Annotated in this window: 12 protein-coding genes; 1 reads left to right on the top strand and 11 read right to left on the bottom strand. The window is 57.2% G+C overall.

Features of this window, described 5'->3' with window-relative positions; translation table 11 throughout:
* Positions 1 to 3: 3 nt before the first annotated feature.
* The 8 genes from rnr to radA form a co-directional block, all read right to left on the bottom strand.
* Entirely contained in the window at positions 4 to 2,283 is a 2,280-nt protein-coding gene (gene rnr, locus INR77_RS10010; RefSeq protein WP_223070925.1) for a ribonuclease R, read from the bottom strand.
* A 30-nt stretch (positions 2,284 to 2,313) separates the two neighbouring features.
* Positions 2,314 to 3,870 (bottom strand): proline--tRNA ligase, encoded by a 1,557-nt coding sequence (gene proS / locus INR77_RS10005; RefSeq protein ID WP_223070924.1) that lies wholly within the window; start codon positions 3,868 to 3,870, stop codon positions 2,314 to 2,316.
* 63 nt (positions 3,871 to 3,933) lie between these two features.
* Positions 3,934 to 4,509, bottom strand: a complete 576-nt coding sequence (phaR, locus tag INR77_RS10000) for a polyhydroxyalkanoate synthesis repressor PhaR (protein ID WP_223070923.1) — start codon at positions 4,507 to 4,509, stop codon at positions 3,934 to 3,936.
* A gap of 95 nt (positions 4,510 to 4,604) precedes the next feature.
* Positions 4,605 to 5,654, bottom strand: coding sequence for an alanine racemase (alr, locus tag INR77_RS09995; protein WP_223070922.1), 1,050 nt, complete (start codon positions 5,652 to 5,654; stop codon positions 4,605 to 4,607).
* Positions 5,641 to 7,299: an MFS transporter gene (locus INR77_RS09990; protein WP_223070921.1), complete on the bottom strand. Its 1,659-nt coding sequence runs from the start codon at positions 7,297 to 7,299 to the stop codon at positions 5,641 to 5,643. Before INR77_RS09990 ends, alr begins: the two co-directional genes overlap by 14 nt.
* Before the next feature lie 49 nt (positions 7,300 to 7,348).
* Positions 7,349 to 7,789, bottom strand: a complete 441-nt coding sequence (locus tag INR77_RS09985) for an iron-sulfur cluster assembly scaffold protein (RefSeq protein ID WP_223070920.1) — start codon at positions 7,787 to 7,789, stop codon at positions 7,349 to 7,351.
* Between the two features lie 9 nt (positions 7,790 to 7,798).
* A complete protein-coding gene (locus INR77_RS09980) occupies positions 7,799 to 8,332 on the bottom strand; it encodes a CvpA family protein (RefSeq protein WP_223070919.1) in 534 nt (177 codons plus the stop codon).
* A 14-nt stretch (positions 8,333 to 8,346) separates the two neighbouring features.
* A complete protein-coding gene (radA, locus tag INR77_RS09975; protein WP_223070918.1) occupies positions 8,347 to 9,714 on the bottom strand; it encodes a DNA repair protein RadA in 1,368 nt (455 codons plus the stop codon).
* A gap of 75 nt (positions 9,715 to 9,789) precedes the next feature.
* Between radA and INR77_RS09970 the strand changes: the two genes are divergently transcribed.
* Positions 9,790 to 12,105, top strand: a complete 2,316-nt coding sequence (locus tag INR77_RS09970) for a patatin-like protein (protein ID WP_223073510.1) — start codon at positions 9,790 to 9,792, stop codon at positions 12,103 to 12,105.
* Positions 12,106 to 12,115: 10 nt separating this feature from the next.
* Here INR77_RS09970 and INR77_RS09965 read toward each other — a convergent pair whose 3' ends face one another.
* The 3 genes from INR77_RS09965 to dnaK form a co-directional block, all read right to left on the bottom strand.
* Complete coding sequence (locus INR77_RS09965) at positions 12,116 to 13,384, bottom strand: putative 2OG-Fe(II) oxygenase (RefSeq protein WP_223070917.1); 1,269 nt, start codon at positions 13,382 to 13,384, stop codon at positions 12,116 to 12,118.
* A 4-nt stretch (positions 13,385 to 13,388) separates the two neighbouring features.
* Positions 13,389 to 14,531, bottom strand: a complete 1,143-nt coding sequence (gene dnaJ, locus INR77_RS09960; protein WP_223070916.1) for a molecular chaperone DnaJ — start codon at positions 14,529 to 14,531, stop codon at positions 13,389 to 13,391.
* A 71-nt stretch (positions 14,532 to 14,602) separates the two neighbouring features.
* Entirely contained in the window at positions 14,603 to 16,531 is a 1,929-nt protein-coding gene (dnaK, locus tag INR77_RS09955; protein ID WP_223070915.1) for a molecular chaperone DnaK, read from the bottom strand.
* Between the last annotated feature and the right edge of the window lie 93 nt (positions 16,532 to 16,624).

Here is a 16,624-nt window from a genome sequence, read left to right as displayed (position 1 = left end):
TCCTTATCGGCGCTTGCGACCTTGATGGCGGATGTTGCCGGGCCGTCCGCGTTTGTTGGTCTGGAACTTGCCCTTCTTCGGGCCAGTGCCGCGCGGGTTGCCGCCCCGTTTATAACGCGGCGCAGGCCGGCTTCCGCGCGGCTCAATCACATTGCCATCGCTATCAAGCGGCGCAAATTTGAGCGCTCCGGTAAGAGGGTTTGCCTCGGCAAGTTGCAGTTTCAAACGGTCGCCCGCTTTGTAAGTGGTTCCGCTGTCTTCACCCACCAGCGCCTGAGCTGCTTCATCATAGTGGAAGTGTTCAGAACCCAATGTTGAAACCGGCACCAGCCCGTCCCCGCCGAGCCCAAGGATGGTTGCAAAGAAGCCGAAGCCTTGCACCCCGGTGATACGGGTGTCGAATTGCTGGCCGACTTTGCCCGAAAGCCATGCCGCGACATAGCGGTCGATTGTATCGCGTTCGGCCTCCATCGCGCGGCGCTCTGTTTGGCTGATCGCGTCGCTGATTTCTTTGATGTTGGCGCGGTCTTTATCGGAAAGGCCGCTGTTCTCCGGAAGAGAGCCCGGTGGTTTTGGCTGTTCTAGCTTGTAAGCGTCCACCAATGCGCGATGCACCAAGAGGTCAGAATAGCGGCGAATGGGCGATGTGAAATGGGCATAGGAGCCAAGCGCCAAGCCAAAGTGCCCAGTGTTCGCAGGGCCATAATACGCTTGCGTCTGGGTGCGGAGCACTTGCTCCATCAGTTGAGCTTTTTCCGCCTCATCCTCGATATTTTCAAGAAGTCGGTTGAAGAAGCTTGGGGTGATAACTTGGCCAAGTGCGAGCTTCTTATCGAGCGTCGCCATATAATCGCGAAGGGCAATCAATTTCTCGCGCGAGGGTACTTCGTGATTGCGATAGACGACGGGGGAGTTCTTCGCCTCAAGCGCCTTTGCCGCCGCGACATTGGCTGCAATCATAAAGTCTTCGACCACGCGGTGCGCGTCGAGCCGTTCGCGAACGGCAATTTCAGCGATTTGACCTTCTTCGTTCAGAACTACCCGGCGCTCTGGCAATTCAAGCTCAAGTGGGTCGCGTTTTTCGCGAGCGGCCGCGAGCAGTGTCCACGCGCCCCACAAGTTCGCAAGATAGTCAGGTGGATCGCCCGCATCTATAGCGGCTTGAGCATCCTCATATGCGATGTTGTGGTGGATGCGCACGATGGCTCTGGTGAACCGCCTGGTTTCGACCTGCCCGGCTGCGTTGATGTGAACATGGCACACCATCGCAGCGCGATCTTCACCTTCGCGCAAGGAGCAAACGTCCGCAGACAGCACTTCGGGAAGCATCGGCACGACGCGGTCGGGGAAATAGACCGAATTGCCGCGCTTCCTCGCCTCTTTATCAAGTGCAGAGCCGGGGCGAACGTAAAAGCTCACATCGGCAATTGCGATAATCGCGTTATAGCCGCCCTTCCCGTCCGGTTCGGCCCAGATGGCGTCGTCATGGTCGCGCGCATCGGCCGGGTCGATAGCGACGATTGGCACATCGCGCAGGTCTTCGCGTTTGTCTTTGGACAGCTTCAGATTGGCCACACGCGCGGCCTCTTCGTGTACGCCATCTTGAAAGACGTGCGGGATACCATGTTTAGCAATGGCGATGAGGCTGAAACTTTTGGGCGCGAGCGGATCGCCCACGACTTCGATGACCTTGACGCCAGCTCGCTCTGAACGGCCTGCCCGTTCGGCGATCACGAGTTGGCCCTCTTCGGCTTCGCCAAGATCAACGATCTTGGCTGAGTTGCGAACACGCTTGTCAACGGGTGCGAGCCACGGTTTGCCGCTCCCGTCCATTTCGACAACCCCCATCAACCCTTCAGTGCGCGGGGGCAGCTTCTTCATCGGGAAGGCAATCCAGCCTGCCTCTGTTTCTTCGGTGCGGGATAGCACCCTGTCACCGCGCTTGAGTGCTGCAGGACGTTTGCCGCCCCTCGCCTTCATTTCCCGCAAAGTGATACGCGGTGGCTTTTCGGGTGCTTCGGGCGACCAATTGTCAGGGATCGCGATAGGCTCGCCATCCTCGATCTCAATCACGCGCAGTACCGTTACCTTTGGTACGCCACCCATTCGGTGATAGGCGGTCTTCTTGCCGTCGATCAGCCCTTCTTCAGCCATGTCCTTTAGAACGCGCTTGAGCGTGATTTTCTCCTGACCCTTGAGGCCAAAAGCACGAGCGATCTCACGTTTTCCGGCAGGCTCGTCAGAGGTCTGAATAAATTCAAGGATCTGCTTTTTAGAGGGCATCCCCTGATGTTTGGGTTTGTAGACCACCATTTAATAGGCGCGAGCCACGAGAATACGCTCAACCGCTGGTTTGCCTGAGAAAATGCAAGTTCCGTCCGCAGGCTCGCTGTCGCGCGGCACGTTGCGGAAGGTCAGTTTCTCAGCCTTCAGCTTCTCAACCACCGCCTCAAGTTCGGCGCCCGTAGGCCGCGCCCATTGGACTTCGACCCAGCCGGGATACTTACCGCCTTTGCGGAAGGAATTGACCACATCGTGCCAATCGGTAAGCCCGCGCGTGATATTCGCATCACGGCGCTCTGCCGCTTCGTTGAACAGGCCCGATTGAATATCTTCAAGAAGCTGCGACACGCCGCTGGCGAATTCATCGCGCGGGGTGAAGGCCATTGCAGGCTTACCATTATCCAGATTCCAGAGAGCGTCGCGGCGAAGCACAGCAACCTTGCCGTTTTCCATATCGCGAGGGCCAACCTCGACGATGACAGGCGCGCCTTTCTTGACCCAATTCCAACGTTTGGTTGCGGCCTTACCCGGTGACTTGTCGAGCAGAACACGGATTGGTTCACCAAGGGCTGTAAGGCCCTTCAAAGAGGCACGTACTTCCTCGCAGTAAGCGAGCACAGCCTCATCCTCGGGCTTATCGCGCAGCATGGGAAGGATGATGACCTGATGTGGCGCAATGCGCGGTGGCACGCGCAGGCCGTCATCATCGCCGTGTGTCATCACAACGCCGCCGATCATGCGCGTTGAGGTGCCCCAACTGGTGGTGTGGGCAAGCTGATGCTCGCCGTCTTTATCTTGGTAATTGATACCCGCAGCCTCAGCAAAAGAGGTGCCGAGATAATGCGAGGTTCCCGCTTGAAGCGCCTTGCCGTCCTGCATCATCGCCTCGACCGACCAGGTTTCATCGGCGCCCGGGAAACGCTCATTCTCTGGCTTTTCACCAGCGATCACCGGCATGGCCAAGTCTTCTTCAAGACAAGCGCGGTACATCTCCAGCGCGCGGTGCGTTTCCTCAAGAGCTTCATCGCGCGTGGCGTGAGCGGTGTGCCCTTCCTGCCAGAGGAATTCAGAGGTCCGAAGAAACATCCGCGTACGCATTTCCCAACGCACAACATTGGCCCATTGGTTCAGCATAAGGGGCAAGTCACGCCAGCTTTGCACCCAACGCGCCATCGCATCGCCAATAATCGTCTCAGACGTAGGACGAACCACAAGCGGTTCTTCCAGCTTCGCTTCTGGGTCAGGGATCAGCCCGCCTTTTCCATCTGCGATCAGACGGTGGTGGGTGACGACGGCCATCTCTTTTGCAAAGCCGTCAACGTGGTCGGCTTCACGTTCAAAATTGGCAAGCGGGATGAAGAGCGGAAAATATGCGTTGTCGATGCCAGCCGCTTTAATCCGGTCGTCCATCAAGCGTTGAACACGCTCCCAAATGCCATAGCCCCACGGCTTGATTACCATACAGCCGCGCACGCCGGATTCCTCGGCAAGGTCAGCTGCGCTGATAACTTCTTGATACCATTTGGCAAAATCATCTTCGCGCTTCACATTGAGCGCGTGTTTGATCGCCGGGGGATTGTTAGACACTGCGAATTTTCCTGCTCGATCGGGCTTGTGTTCAGCCCATAACTTGAAGGCCCGGCCCTGCCTCTATTTGCCCAATTCGTCCAGCTTCTTTTGCATGGCGGCCATCTGCTCGCGCAGCAGGGCAATCTCTTCGGAGGCCCCCACTTTGGCAGAAGGTTCAGCCTTCTTCTTAGCGACGCCGGGAATGAACGTTTCCGCAGCAGCGCGCATCATGGCCATATTGGTTTCGTGAATGGCGCTGAGCGGGTTGTTTTGCATCCCCTTGTCGAACGCCTCGCGGATCTCGCTTTGCCGCTCACGAAAATTCGTCATCGTCGCGTCGAGATATGACGGCATGAGGGTTTGCATCGAATTGCCATACATCGAGATCAGCTCTCTTAAAAAGCTGACAGGGAGCATCTGACCGCCGTTGGCTTCTTCATCCATGATGATTTGCGTCAGGATCGACCGGGTGATGTCCTCGTTGGATTTTGCATCGAAAACCGCAAAATCGACGTTCTCGCGCACCATTTTGGCAAGATCTTCCAAAGTGATGTAGCTCGAAGAAGCCGTGTTATAGAGGCGTCGATTGGCGTATTTCTTGATGACGATGGTATCATCACCAACATTAATTGCTGCATCGGCAGATTTGCGAGCCATAGCCTATCCCGAAAAATTTTTAGAATACCCTTCTTAGCACCTGCACACTGTGCGGTGCAACACGAGTGTTAGTGTTCTTGCATTGCTTACAGTTTTTATCGCAGGCGCGAGCCTAGGACGGTCAATAATTCATATTGCGAAAGTCCGCTTTGTTGCGCTGCATCGCGAAGGCCCATGGGCACTTCAAGCCAATCGCCTTCGCCAAGTTCGGGCGCATCGGTGAGGTCAACGATGATCATGTCCATCGACACTTTGCCAATTATCGGCAAGCTCGCTTCACCGTGCAGCAGTGAGGTGCCGGGGCCTCGGTTGCGCAAAAATCCATCGGCATAGCCAAGCGAGACAGTGCCTGCGCGCATAGGGCGCTGTGCAATGAATTCACCATTATAACCAACCGCATCACCCGCGCTCAACGTGCGCGTTTGCATGATTGCAGCGTCGATATAGGCGACCTGGCGAATAGTGTCGGCAAGCTGCGCGCGCGGGATACCACCGTAAAGCGCAAGGCCAGGGCGGGTGAGGTCAAAGCTGTACTCTGAACCAAGCGCGATCCCGGCGCTGTTTGCGAGGCTGGTGCGGCGATGGGTTACCAATGGCAGGCAATCGCGAAATGCGGACAATTGCCTGCCATTCATCGCGCTGTCTTCGTCGGCGCAGGCCAGATGGCTCATCAATATGTCAACTTCGAGCTTCGCGACTGAGGGATCGCCAAGCTCGTTTGCCGATAGGCCCAAACGGTTGATGCCAGTGTCGACCATCAGGTGACACCGCCCTCCTCCGCCAGAATTCCAGCGCTGCACCTGAGACAAGGAATTGAGCACAGGGACCGCTCCAATCGCTTTGGCAAGGGCGACATCTTTATCGCGCACCGGACCGTGAAGCACAGCGATTTGCGTGGACTCTACATGAGGCAAAAGCGCTCCAACCTCGCTCCAATGAGCGACGAAGAAAGCCTCGCATCCCGCATCGCGCAGCACTGGTACGCAAGCATCAACACCAAGGCCATAGCAATTGGCTTTGACCGCAGCCCCGGCAGACGCATCTCCGGAAAGCCTGTCCAGCGCGCGCCAATTATGCGCCAGGGCATCCTTATCGACACGCAGCCTTAGTGTCGGCTCAGGCGCCGAGACCTCAGCCAGCGGCATCGTCTTCAAAGTCTCTTGGGGGACCATCGGGGATACCCCACCACGCAACCACGACGCCAAATGCCACCACCGCCCATGTGTACCATAGGCCTGCGTAAATATCGCCCGTGCTCGCCACGATCACGCCTGCGATAAGCGGCAGGAACCCACCGAGATAGCCTGCGCCGATATGATAGGGGATCGACATGGAGGAGTAGCGGATTTTGGGCGGAAACATTTCCGACAAAAGCGCTGCGACCGAACCATATGTGAGAGCTGATAGCAGGCCGAGGAGGAGCAAGAGCCCGATAATTCCGAGAATGTTGACCAATTCCGGCTGCTGCTTGGAGAAGTCAAACCCGTACTCGCTCAGCGCACTTTGCAGGCCTTCAGTGCGCGCTTGCCCGCTTTCATACCATGAAGGTTCGTCATCAAGTTCGTTGCCATCGACTGTGATGGAAAGCGTGTCGCCGGGCACGAGAGTGTACGCGACACCTGACGCCGTCAGAGTGCCCAAAATCTTGCCGCAATCGGTCTGTTCCCGGTCGAACAATTCAGCAAATGGATCGGTCACACATTCCGGCCCGGACACCACGATCGGCGCGCGCTCCGATGCTTCGGCAAGGCCGGGGTTGGCGAGGCTGCCCAGCCCCCAAAACGTCGGGAAAAGCAGAGCGAGGGTCGCAAGCGCGCCAATAATGATCGGCTTTTTGCGTCCGACCCTATCCGACCATTTGCCTACGAAAATGTAGAAGCTCATCGCAATCGCCCCCGCGATCAGCAGGATCACCTCAACCGTGAACGGATCGACGTGCATGGGCCCGCGCAAAAAGCTCATCCCTGAGAAGAACGCAGTGTACCAAATGGTGGTGAGAATGCCCGTCACCCCGAACAGGGCCACGAAAATGCGCTTTTTGTTGCCGGGATAGGTGAAGCTCTCAACGAAGGGGTTTCCGCTCGTCTCGCCCGCTTCTTTCATCGCCTTAAAGACGGGGCTTTCCGACAACATCAACCGCATCCACAGCGATATGGCGAGAAGCAGGATGGAGAGGAGGAACGGCACGCGCCAGCCCCATGCTTCAAACTCCGCCTCAGGGATGAGGAAGCGGCATGAGAGGACCACTATGATCGACAGCACAAAACCGCCCGCAACCGAGGCCTGAATATAGCTGGTGTAATAGCCGCGCTGATTGGGGGGTGAGTGTTCAGCGACGTAAATCGCCGCCCCGCCATATTCTCCGCCCAGTGCAAGACCTTGTAAAACCCGCAAGATGATGACGATGATGGGAGCCGCCACCCCGATTGTGTCCACTGTCGGGATGAAGCCCACCCCGGCAGTCGCTATTCCCATCAAGGTGACAGTCACAAGGAAGGTGTATTTGCGCCCCAGCTTGTCTCCAAGAAAGCCGAACAGGATTGCGCCAATCGGGCGAAAGGCGAAGCCCACGGCAAAGGTTGACCACACCAGCAACAACCCAAGCGTGGGATCATCGACATCGTAAAACGCATCTTTCAGGATGTAGGCGAGCGTTCCGTAGATGAAAAAATCGTACCATTCAAAAATGGTCCCTGCGCTTGATGCGCCGACCACAAGACGGATTTCTTTCTTGGTTGGCTCGCGCTCACCAAGTGCCTTTGCCTCATTGGTTGCAGATGTTGATGACATATGTCCCCGTTCGCCTTTGCTGTGCGATATTCTCTTCTGACGAGAAGCCTTAACGAGACGAAGGCGCAGAGGAAAGCGCCTGATTGATGGCCGTCCACGCCAATAAGAGTGCGCCGTGCCGCCCTTTATGCGGATGCGCAGGTGCCAGCGCCTCGAACCCTAGCCAATTGGGCAGGTTCTCTTGCGATGATCCATCACCGCTTAGCCATTCTTCGATTGCCTTGAGGGTGCGCCGAAAATCATTTGCTGTGCGCCCTTTTGCATTGAGCGCGAGGATTGCAGCAGAACTCTGCCCGATGGCACACGCGTTGACTTGAAGGCCAATCCGGGTGAGCACTCCATCAGGGTCAAGGTCCACTCCAACCTCGATAGTGCTGCCACAGGTTCGCGAGCGGCCTTGCGCGCGGTAGTCGAAATCGCCTGTAAGCGGAAAATCCGCAAGGGCCGTGGCAAGCTCCAGAAGCTCAGGCGTGTAAAGCTTTTCAGCCACGCTGCCCTGTTACTCCCCGGCGCTTTCGTTAGCGCGCTCTTCATCCGCAAGCTGCGCGCGGCGCGCGGCAATCATGCGCACGAGTTCACGCGAAAACGCATCCGCTGCCGGATAGGTGCGCGCCTGAGAAATCCAGTCAGGCCGTCCTTTGTACCCCCACACCGTATCAAAGCCGAGCACCAGAACCGAAAAGGCGAAAACAACGATGATCGCGCCTTTCACCGCGCCAAAACCAAAGCCGAGGACTCTGTCGATAGGGCCAAGGATAGAGCCGCGCGAAGCCTCCCCCACATTGCCCGCAATCAGCTTCATCGCGGCATAAGGAATGATGAGAAGAAGCGCGAAAGCGAGGATCGCGGCGCCGGGGTCAAGGTTATAAAAGCCGAGCAGGAACTGCGTGAGGTCGCCGTGCAGGTAGTGCACGGAACAAGCCGCCAGTATCCAGGCGGCAAGGCTCAAAACCTCTTGCACCAGCCCTCTTAGAAACCCGCCCACAGCCGCAACTGCGACGATGATCAGTACGATTATGTCAAAGCCCGTCATAACGGCCTTGCGGATTATGCGGTTGCCATCACTTGGTCAACGAGGTTCGAAAGTTGATTTATACCTTTATACGCAAGCTTCGATGAGCCGGTCTTGGCGCCCGATGGGCCGTAGCCTTTGACAAAGCCCAGTTTCGCGGTTTCGCGCAGGCGAAGGTCAGCGTGCGAGACGGGGCGGATTTCACCTGCAAGCGAAACCTCACCAAACCATGCCGATTTTTGCGGCAAAGGCTTGTCCGCGAGCGCTGAGACTAGCGCTGCGGCAACAGCGAGATCGGCGGCAGGATCAGACAATCGGTATCCGCCAGCGATATTGAGATAAACTTCCGCACTAGAAAAATTAAGCCCGCAGCGCGATTCCAGCACCGCAAGGAGCATAGCGAGGCGCCCATTGTCCCATCCAACAACCGCGCGCCTTGGTGTCGCACCTGATTGAAGCCGAACGATAAGCGCCTGAATTTCGACGAGTACTGGCCGTGTCCCCTCAAGCGCTGGAAACACCGCGCTTCCCGCCAAAGGCTGATCGCGGCCTGACAGGAACAGCATTGAGGGGTTTGAAACCTCTTCAAGCCCTGCCCCTTCCATCGAAAACACGCCGATTTCATCCACCGCGCCAAAGCGGTTTTTGAGTGCGCGAAGGATACGGTACTGGTGGCTGCGCTCGCCCTCAAAGCTCATGACCACATCGACCATGTGTTCAAGCACGCGAGGGCCAGCGATATTGCCATCCTTGGTCACGTGCCCGACCAGCACAAGCGCTGCGCCTGACGCTTTAGCATAGCGGATCAGTTCCAACGCGCATCCTCGCACCTGGCTCACCGTTCCTGGCGCGCCTTCGATGGTGTCAGAATGCATGGTCTGAATGGAATCGATCACAAGCAGGGCTGGCGGATCACCCTGCCCCAGCGTTGTCAGAATGTCGCGCACTGAAGTTTCGGAAGCGAGGCGAATGGGAGCATCTGCCACACCAAGGCGCTGTGCACGCAGGCGCACTTGGCCTGCGGCTTCCTCACCGCTAACATAGACAACGTCATTTCCACCGCGCGCGATTGTCGCCGCAGTTTGCAATAGCAGGGTCGATTTCCCGATCCCCGGATCGCCGCCCATAAGAATGGCTGAGCCCGGAACGATGCCTCCGCCAAGCGCGCGGTCGAATTCAGCAAGCCCGGTTGATTTGCGCACAGGCAATTCTGCGGGTCGGTTAAGAGGCACAAATTCAATGCCGCGCCCACCGCTCGACAAATCATGCTTTTGCGAAAACACCGTTGCGGGCACATCTTCGGTCAATGTGTTCCATTCACCGCAATCACCGCATTGCCCCTGCCATCGCGGAGAAACTGAGCCGCAATTTGCGCAAACATATCGCTTTTTTGCTTTTGCCATGGCGCAACTTGTTACCAGAACATTTGCAGAACGCAATTGCGAATGCGGAGAAACCCCGGCATGAGCGAATTCGTTATGCGTCAAAAGGAATTGCGCCTCGCTCTTGTTTGCTACGGCGGTGTCAGCCTTGCAGTTTATATGCACGGCGTCACAAAGGAGATCTGGCACGTCGCCAGAGCAAGCCGCGCGCGTCAGGACGGCGAGGAGATTGGCGGGGTCGCAGGGGTTTACAGCGATCTTCTCGAACAGATTGAGACGGACTATTCCCTGCGCTTGAGGGTTCTGCCCGACATTCTGACGGGTGCCAGTGCAGGCGGGATCAATGCGGTGTTCCTGGCGCAGGCGCTTTATTCAGGTGGTTCGTTGGAGCCGCTCACTGACCTGTGGCTGAAGAATGCTGATGTCAGCGAGCTTACCGCCGAAGAAGCTCAACCGGGTTGGAAGTTTGCCAAAATCTGGGCGCAACCCTTGGCTGATTGGTTCCTCAGACGAAGCGGGAATGCGGTCGATGAAAGCGTGTCGCCAGAGACACGCAAAGAGGTGCGTACCAAAGTGTCGAAAATGGTGAGGGGACGTTGGTTCGGGCCGCCGTTTTCGGGTGAGCGGTTCTCAGAGATGCTTTACGAAGCGCTCGATAATATGGCGCAGACCAAGGCGGGGCCACCGCTTTTGCCTCCGGGTTTTCCTGTTGATTTGCTTGTTACCGCTACCGATTTTCGCGGACACGCAGAGATGCTGCGTTTGAATTCACCCGCCATGGTCGAAGAAACCGAGCACCGACTTCCCATTGCCTTTCGCAAAAAGGCTCCCCTGGAGGCTGGAGGCGAAATGGCGGACCGGCTCGAACTGGTTCTGGCAGCACGCGCAACGGCGAGTTTTCCGGGGGCATTTCCTCCTTTGGTTCTGGAGGAAATCGACCGCTTGGGAGCGGCTAACAATCATCACTGGGCTTCGCGCGGCGCTTTCCTTTCGCGCATTATGCCTTCGCATATGCGCGACCATTCGATCGAAGATGTGGCGCTGATCGACGGGGCAGTGCTGGTCAACGCCCCCTTCGGAGCGGCGTTGAAAGCGATCAAGGGCCGAACATCGCAACGCGAAGTTGATCGCCGCTTCGTTTATATTGAACCGCGCCCGGACCGGACACCTGCCAGAGTCAAAGGAGAGAAGCTGGAGCCGATTGGCTGGTTCACCTCGATCTTTGGCTCATTGTCCACAATCCCTCGCGAACAACCCATTCGCGATGATCTGGAGCGGATTGAGCAGCAATCGAAGGATGCACAGCGTTTGCGCCGCATTGTGCTTGGCCTGCGCCCGGAAATCGACCGTGCGGTCGAAAAGCTTTTCGGCCTCACTTTCTTCCTAGACCGGCCAACGCCCAAACGGCTTGAAGGATGGCGTAGGAAGGCTCAGCAGGCGGCGGCAGAGCGTGCGGGATACGCTTTTGGAGCGTACGCGCAGACCAAATACAGCTTCATCGTTGAACGTCTCGCCCGATTGACGTTGCAAGCCGCACCAGAGCTTAAAATGGTGGATGAGACGACCATCGCAGGCGTGTTTCGCTTTGAGCTTGAGGCGCGCGGGCTTGCGGCTTTGTGCAATGATTCCGGCACAGTCACACCTGAGGCGGTCGGTTTTTTCCAAACCCACGACGTCGGATTTCGCATTCGCCGTTTGCAGCTTCTGGCGCGCAGGCTTTCGCGCGATTGGGAGATTGATCCTGAGATACCCGACGATGCTCTCGACCTGGCGCGAGCGCGGATTTATGACATATTGCAACTCTATAATGAAGCGGACGATGTCACCACGCTTGGCGAAGGGTTCAGAGCGATTGCACCGCTCGCTTTGGAAAATCCGGGGGCCGTTCTCGATTACCTTGCTCGCAAACGGCTGATCCCGGAAACCGACGCGAAGGCAGAACAGCTTTTAGCTGATGCGCTTGGCGAAATGCCGCGCAATCTGAAACGGCGAATGCTGCTTACCTATCTTGGGTTTCCCTTTTACGACGCAGCAACCCTTCCGGTGCTTCAAAGTGATCGGTTGGACGAATACGATCCGGTGAAGATTGACCGGATTTCGCCTGACGATGCGCTCTCAATCAGGGCCGGTGGAACCGCGGCGACCCTGCGCGGCACCGAGTTTTATAATTTTGGCGCATTCTTCAGCCGCGCTTACCGCGAGAATGACTATATCTGGGGTCGGCTTCATGGCGCTGAACGCATGATTGATCTGATCGTTTCAACCATGGATGAGCCGCTCGGCACAGCTGCTTTGAATGCGTCCAAGCGAGCGGCGTTCCTTGCAATTCTGGACGAGGAAATGAGCGCTGGGCGATGCGAGGTTGAGCCCTTGATGCGATTGCGCAATGAAATTGAGGAAAAGCTTGGCTGAGCCCCACCTGTTAGGCAGCGTCAAAAGCAACCGTTAGCCGTTCGCCATCGCCAAATCGCGAGGTGGAATGATACACAAAGCTGGGAAACAGCACCAGATGGCCCGGCTTTGGAGTGAAACGTGCAAGCGGGCCCAGTTCCATCGGAATATCCTCAGGCGGGAGCCCGAGTTCAAGAGCGCCTTCGCCCGCCTTCATGTCGTCAGGGATGGCAATATGAGCCGCTGAGCTGATCCGCCCGCCGTCGTGCAAATGAGGGACATGACGCCCGCCACTGTGCAAAAGGATTGACCAGCTGGCCGAGATTTTGGGGGTCTTCGTGGTCAAGGAAGCGAGAGGATGGCTCGTGTCAAGCTTGGGCAAACTCCGGGCGTATTCATTGAGAGCCTTGTCGATACGCTCAAACAAGTGCGCGATTGCAGGATCTTCGCGCAGCCTGAGATTGCCGTGGGTCTGCGTGCCACCCTTAACACTCTGGCCAAGTGGAGCAGACCCGGTGACATGAAGCGCGCGCAAGCAATCGGCAAGCTTGGCCAAATCGGCTTTGGACAAGTCAAGGTCACGCTGAGAAAACAGTTCATCATTTGGGCACAGCCATTGATGCCGCGGATTATCGGTCGCTCGCCAACACAGTTCCGCCAGCGCCCAGGCGCCAATATCGTCGGGGTCTTTTCCCACCACCACTTCGATAAGTTCGCTGGCTCGCGCAAAGTCTCCAAGCCGCATGGCGCACCGCGCGCGTTCAAAGCCGAGTTCTGGCAGATGCGACGGGAGATCGGCGAGCAGACGCTGAGCAGCCTCAATCTCGCCTGCAAACCCTCTATGCCGCGCTTCGACCAGCCTGAGCTCAGGTAGATCAGCGATCTCTTTACGCAGGCGTGCCGTGCGTTCTGCGGCCTCAGCGTGTCGCCCTGCCGAACCCAACAGCGTCAAATAAGCCATCCACAGCCCAGGATGCTTCGGCAATTTCTGCAAAGCTGCCTCAAGCGTGGCCAGCGGATTGCCGATCTGAGCTTCGGCTTTCAGCCTTGCCAAAGCCTTGTGCCCATCAACCCAATCGGGCGAACGCGCTAGCACGCTTTCCATGTGATCAAACGGCTGTGGCTCACCGGTCCGCAGAAGCGATGCAGCATGAGCGATCAGCATAGCGCCGTCATAAGGCTCGGCCTCTAACGCTGCTGCTAAAAGCGTGGGCGCTGCTTCATCGCCCGCTTCATAGGCCAATAAAGCTGCCGATTTGCCAGACGAGGCGCGCCTTTGGTCGTGAGGCTCGCCCGTCATCGGATTACCCTTTGAAGGCCTCTTTCAACTTGCCGAAAAAGCTGCGGCTTTCAGGACATTCGTCGCCGGTTTCCGTTTGGCGGAATTCTTCAAGGATTTCGCGCTGCTTCTTCGAAAGCTTGGTCGGTGTCTCAACCTTGATTTCGACCACAAGGTCGCCTCGCCCGCGCCCTTGCAGAACTGGCATACCAGCGCCGCGTACGCGCAATTGCTTGCCCGATTGAATGCCGACGGGAATGTCGATCGTGTTTGTTGAGCCATCAAGGTCGGGAATATCGACGCTGCCGCCCAGCGCCGCCGTCGTGAACGTCACGGGAACCCGTGTGGCAAGCGTCGTGCCTTCGCGTTCGAATAACGTGTGCTGCCTCACGTGGATAAAGATATAAAGGTCGCCCGCAGGTGCGCCGCGTTGTCCCGCCTCGCCTCTGCCAGACAGCCGAATGCGCGTGCCCGTATCAACGCCGGGTGGTATTTCCACCTCAAGTGTTTGAGCCTTGTCGACGCGCCCTTCGCCTCGGCAGACCTTGCAAGGGTCTTCGATCATCACACCGCGCCCGCCGCAGGTTGGGCATGGCCGCTCGACTACGAACAGCCCTTGTTTTGCTCGTACAGAGCCAGCCCCGCGACAGGTGGTACAAGTGCGCTCGCCTGTTCCGGGCGTTGCGCCGCTGCCCTCGCAAGCGTCACACTCGGTGCTGACTTCGATTTCAATTTCAGTGGTTTTGCCGTGGAATGCCTCTTCGAGGGTAATTTCCATGTCATAGCGAAGATCAGCACCCCGGCGCTGGCGTTGACGGCCACCGCCCATCCCTGCACCGCCACCAAAGGCGCTGCCGAAGATGGTTTCGAAGATGTCGCCAATGTCGCCAAAGCCTTCTTGACCGCCGCCACCAAAGCCGCCGCCGCCACCCATGCCTTGCGTAAAGGCTTCGTGACCGAAACGGTCATAGGCTGCGCGCTTTTGTGGGTCTTTGAGAACCTCGTAAGCCTCGCCAAGAGCTTTGAACTTTGCTTCTGCCTCGGCATCACCCGGATTGCGGTCCGGGTGCCATTTCATCGCCGCTTTGCGATAAGCAGATTTCAGTGTCCCCGCGTCACAATCGCGCGAGACACCAAGGGTTTCATAATAGTCGGATGTCGCCATCATAATGCCTTTAAGCCGCCCCTCCCCTCACCGCTTGTGGCAGCGAGGAGAGGGAGGGTTAGAGGGTTAATGGATTAGTCCTTTTTCTCGTCGTCGACTTCCGAAAACTCGGCATCGACTACGTCTTCATCAGCCTCGTCTGAAGAGCTGTCGTCCGCGCCGGCGCTTTCAGCCGCCTGATTTTCCTGCTCTTGCTTGTAGATCTGCTCGCCCATTTTCATGGCCGCCTGCGTCAGCTCTTGAGCCTTTGCATTGATCTCTTCGGCATCGTCGCCTTCCAGAGCCGTCTTGGTCGCGGCAATCGCTTCCTCAACAGCGGTCTTAGTCTCGGCGTCGATCTTGTCGCCATTGTCGGCAAGCTGCTTTTCAGTTGCGTGCACAAGGCTGTCGGCTTGGTTGCGAGCCTCAGCGCTTTCACGGCGCTTCTTGTCCTCTTCGGCAAATTTCTCAGCGTCCTGAACCATTTGGTCGATGTCGCTGTCCGACAGACCGCCTGATGCCTGGATCTTGATCGTTTGCTCTTTGCCTGTGCCCTTGTCCTTGGCGCTCACCGACACGATGCCGTTGGCGTCAATGTCGAATGTCACTTCGATCTGAGGCACACCGCGTGGTGCTGGTGGAATACCGACGAGGTCGAAATTGCCCAGCAGCTTATTGTCAGCCGCCATCTCACGCTCACCTTGGAAGACTTTAATCGTCACAGCGTTCTGATTGTCTTCTGCGGTTGAATAGGTCTGCGTTTTCTTCGTCGGGATCGTTGTGTTGCGATCAATCATGCGGGTGAAAACACCGCCGAGCGTTTCGATGCCCAGTGACAGCGGGGTCACGTCGAGCAGCAGAACGTCCTTGACGTCGCCCTGAAGAACGCCTGCCTGAATGGCTGCACCCATTGCGACAACTTCGTCAGGGTTCACGCCGGTGTGTGGTTTGGCTTCGAAGAATTTCTCAACCACTTCGCGAACGCGAGGCATACGGGTCATACCGCCAACGAGGATCACCTCGTCGATTTCGTCCTTGGTAACGCCTGCGTCCTTGAGCGCTTTCTTGCATGGCTCAAGCGTGCGGTCGATGAGACCACCAACCAGCTTTTCAAGGTCAGCGCGGGTGATTGTTTCAACAAGGTGAAGCGGGGTCGATGCGCCGCCTTCCATACGCGCGGTGATGAACGGCAGGTTCACTTCGGTCGTCGCGGACGAGGAGAGCTCGATCTTCGCTTTTTCAGCCGCTTCTTTAAGACGCTGAAGAGCGAGCTTGTCGGTCTTCAGGTCCATGTTTTCCTTCTTCTTGAAGGCATCAGCAAGATGCTCGACAATCGCGTTGTCGAAGTCTTCACCGCCAAGGAAGGTGTCGCCGTTGGTCGACTTCACTTCAAACACGCCGTCGCCGATCTCAAGGATTGAGACGTCGAACGTACCGCCGCCAAGGTCGTAAACGGCGATGGTTTTGCCGTCTTCCTTGTCCATGCCGTAGGCGAGCGCTGCTGCGGTTGGCTCATTGATGATGCGAAGGACTTCCAGCCCTGCAATCTGGCCAGCGTCTTTCGTCGCCTGACGCTGAGCATCGTTGAAGTATGCAGGAACGGTGATCACCGCCTGCGTGACGGTTTCGCCAAGATAGCTCTCAGCGGTTTCTTTCATCTTTTGCAGGATGAAGGCGCTGATTTGCGAAGGCGAATATTCCTCGCCGCCAGCCGATACCCACGCATCGCCGTTCTTGCCCTTGACGATGTTGTAAGGGACAATTTCCATGTCTTTCTTGGTCAGCGGATCGTCGAAGCGGCGACCGATCAGACGCTTGATCGCGAAAAGAGTGTTGTCGGGGTTGGTGACAGCTTGACGCTTGGCTGGTTGGCCGATCAGGCGCTCGCCATCTTTGGTGAAAGCCACAATCGAAGGCGTTGTGCGTGCGCCTTCAGAGTTTTCGATCACCTTTGGTTTCCCACCATCCATGACAGACACACAGCTGTTGGTCGTGCCAAGGTCGATACCGATTACTTTACCCATGATTTTTCAATCCTAATTCATTGTTGGACACCGCGCCTTGCGCCTCCCGTAAAGCGGCGAGACAGCTCGGCGGCTCGAATATGAGGCGGATAT

Origin of the sequence: Erythrobacter sp. SCSIO 43205, assembly GCF_019904235.1 — a bacterium.
Classification (GTDB): Bacteria; Pseudomonadota; Alphaproteobacteria; order Sphingomonadales; family Sphingomonadaceae; genus Erythrobacter.
The sequence above is the reverse complement of the archived record's forward strand: the minus strand, read 5'-3'. Positions and strand labels throughout refer to the sequence as shown.

What these genes read in the sequence shown, in the direction of transcription:
- rnr (WP_223070925.1), bottom strand. Translation starts at nt 2,283, where the DNA reads ATGCCCTCTAAAAAGCAGATCCTTGAATTTATTCAGACCTCTGACGAG.
- phaR (WP_223070923.1), bottom strand. Translation starts at nt 4,509, where the DNA reads ATGGCTCGCAAATCTGCCGATGCAGCAATTAATGTTGGTGATGATACC.
- alr (WP_223070922.1), bottom strand. Translation starts at nt 5,654, where the DNA reads ATGCCGCTGGCTGAGGTCTCGGCGCCTGAGCCGACACTAAGGCTGCGT.
- INR77_RS09990 (WP_223070921.1), bottom strand. Translation starts at nt 7,299, where the DNA reads ATGTCATCAACATCTGCAACCAATGAGGCAAAGGCACTTGGTGAGCGC.
- INR77_RS09980 (WP_223070919.1), bottom strand. Translation starts at nt 8,332, where the DNA reads ATGACGGGCTTTGACATAATCGTACTGATCATCGTCGCAGTTGCGGCT.
- radA (WP_223070918.1), bottom strand. Translation starts at nt 9,714, where the DNA reads ATGGCAAAAGCAAAAAAGCGATATGTTTGCGCAAATTGCGGCTCAGTT.
- INR77_RS09970 (WP_223073510.1), top strand. Translation starts at nt 9,790, where the DNA reads ATGCGTCAAAAGGAATTGCGCCTCGCTCTTGTTTGCTACGGCGGTGTC.
- INR77_RS09965 (WP_223070917.1), bottom strand. Translation starts at nt 13,384, where the DNA reads ATGACGGGCGAGCCTCACGACCAAAGGCGCGCCTCGTCTGGCAAATCG.
- dnaJ (WP_223070916.1), bottom strand. Translation starts at nt 14,531, where the DNA reads ATGATGGCGACATCCGACTATTATGAAACCCTTGGTGTCTCGCGCGAT.
- dnaK (WP_223070915.1), bottom strand. Translation starts at nt 16,531, where the DNA reads ATGGGTAAAGTAATCGGTATCGACCTTGGCACGACCAACAGCTGTGTG.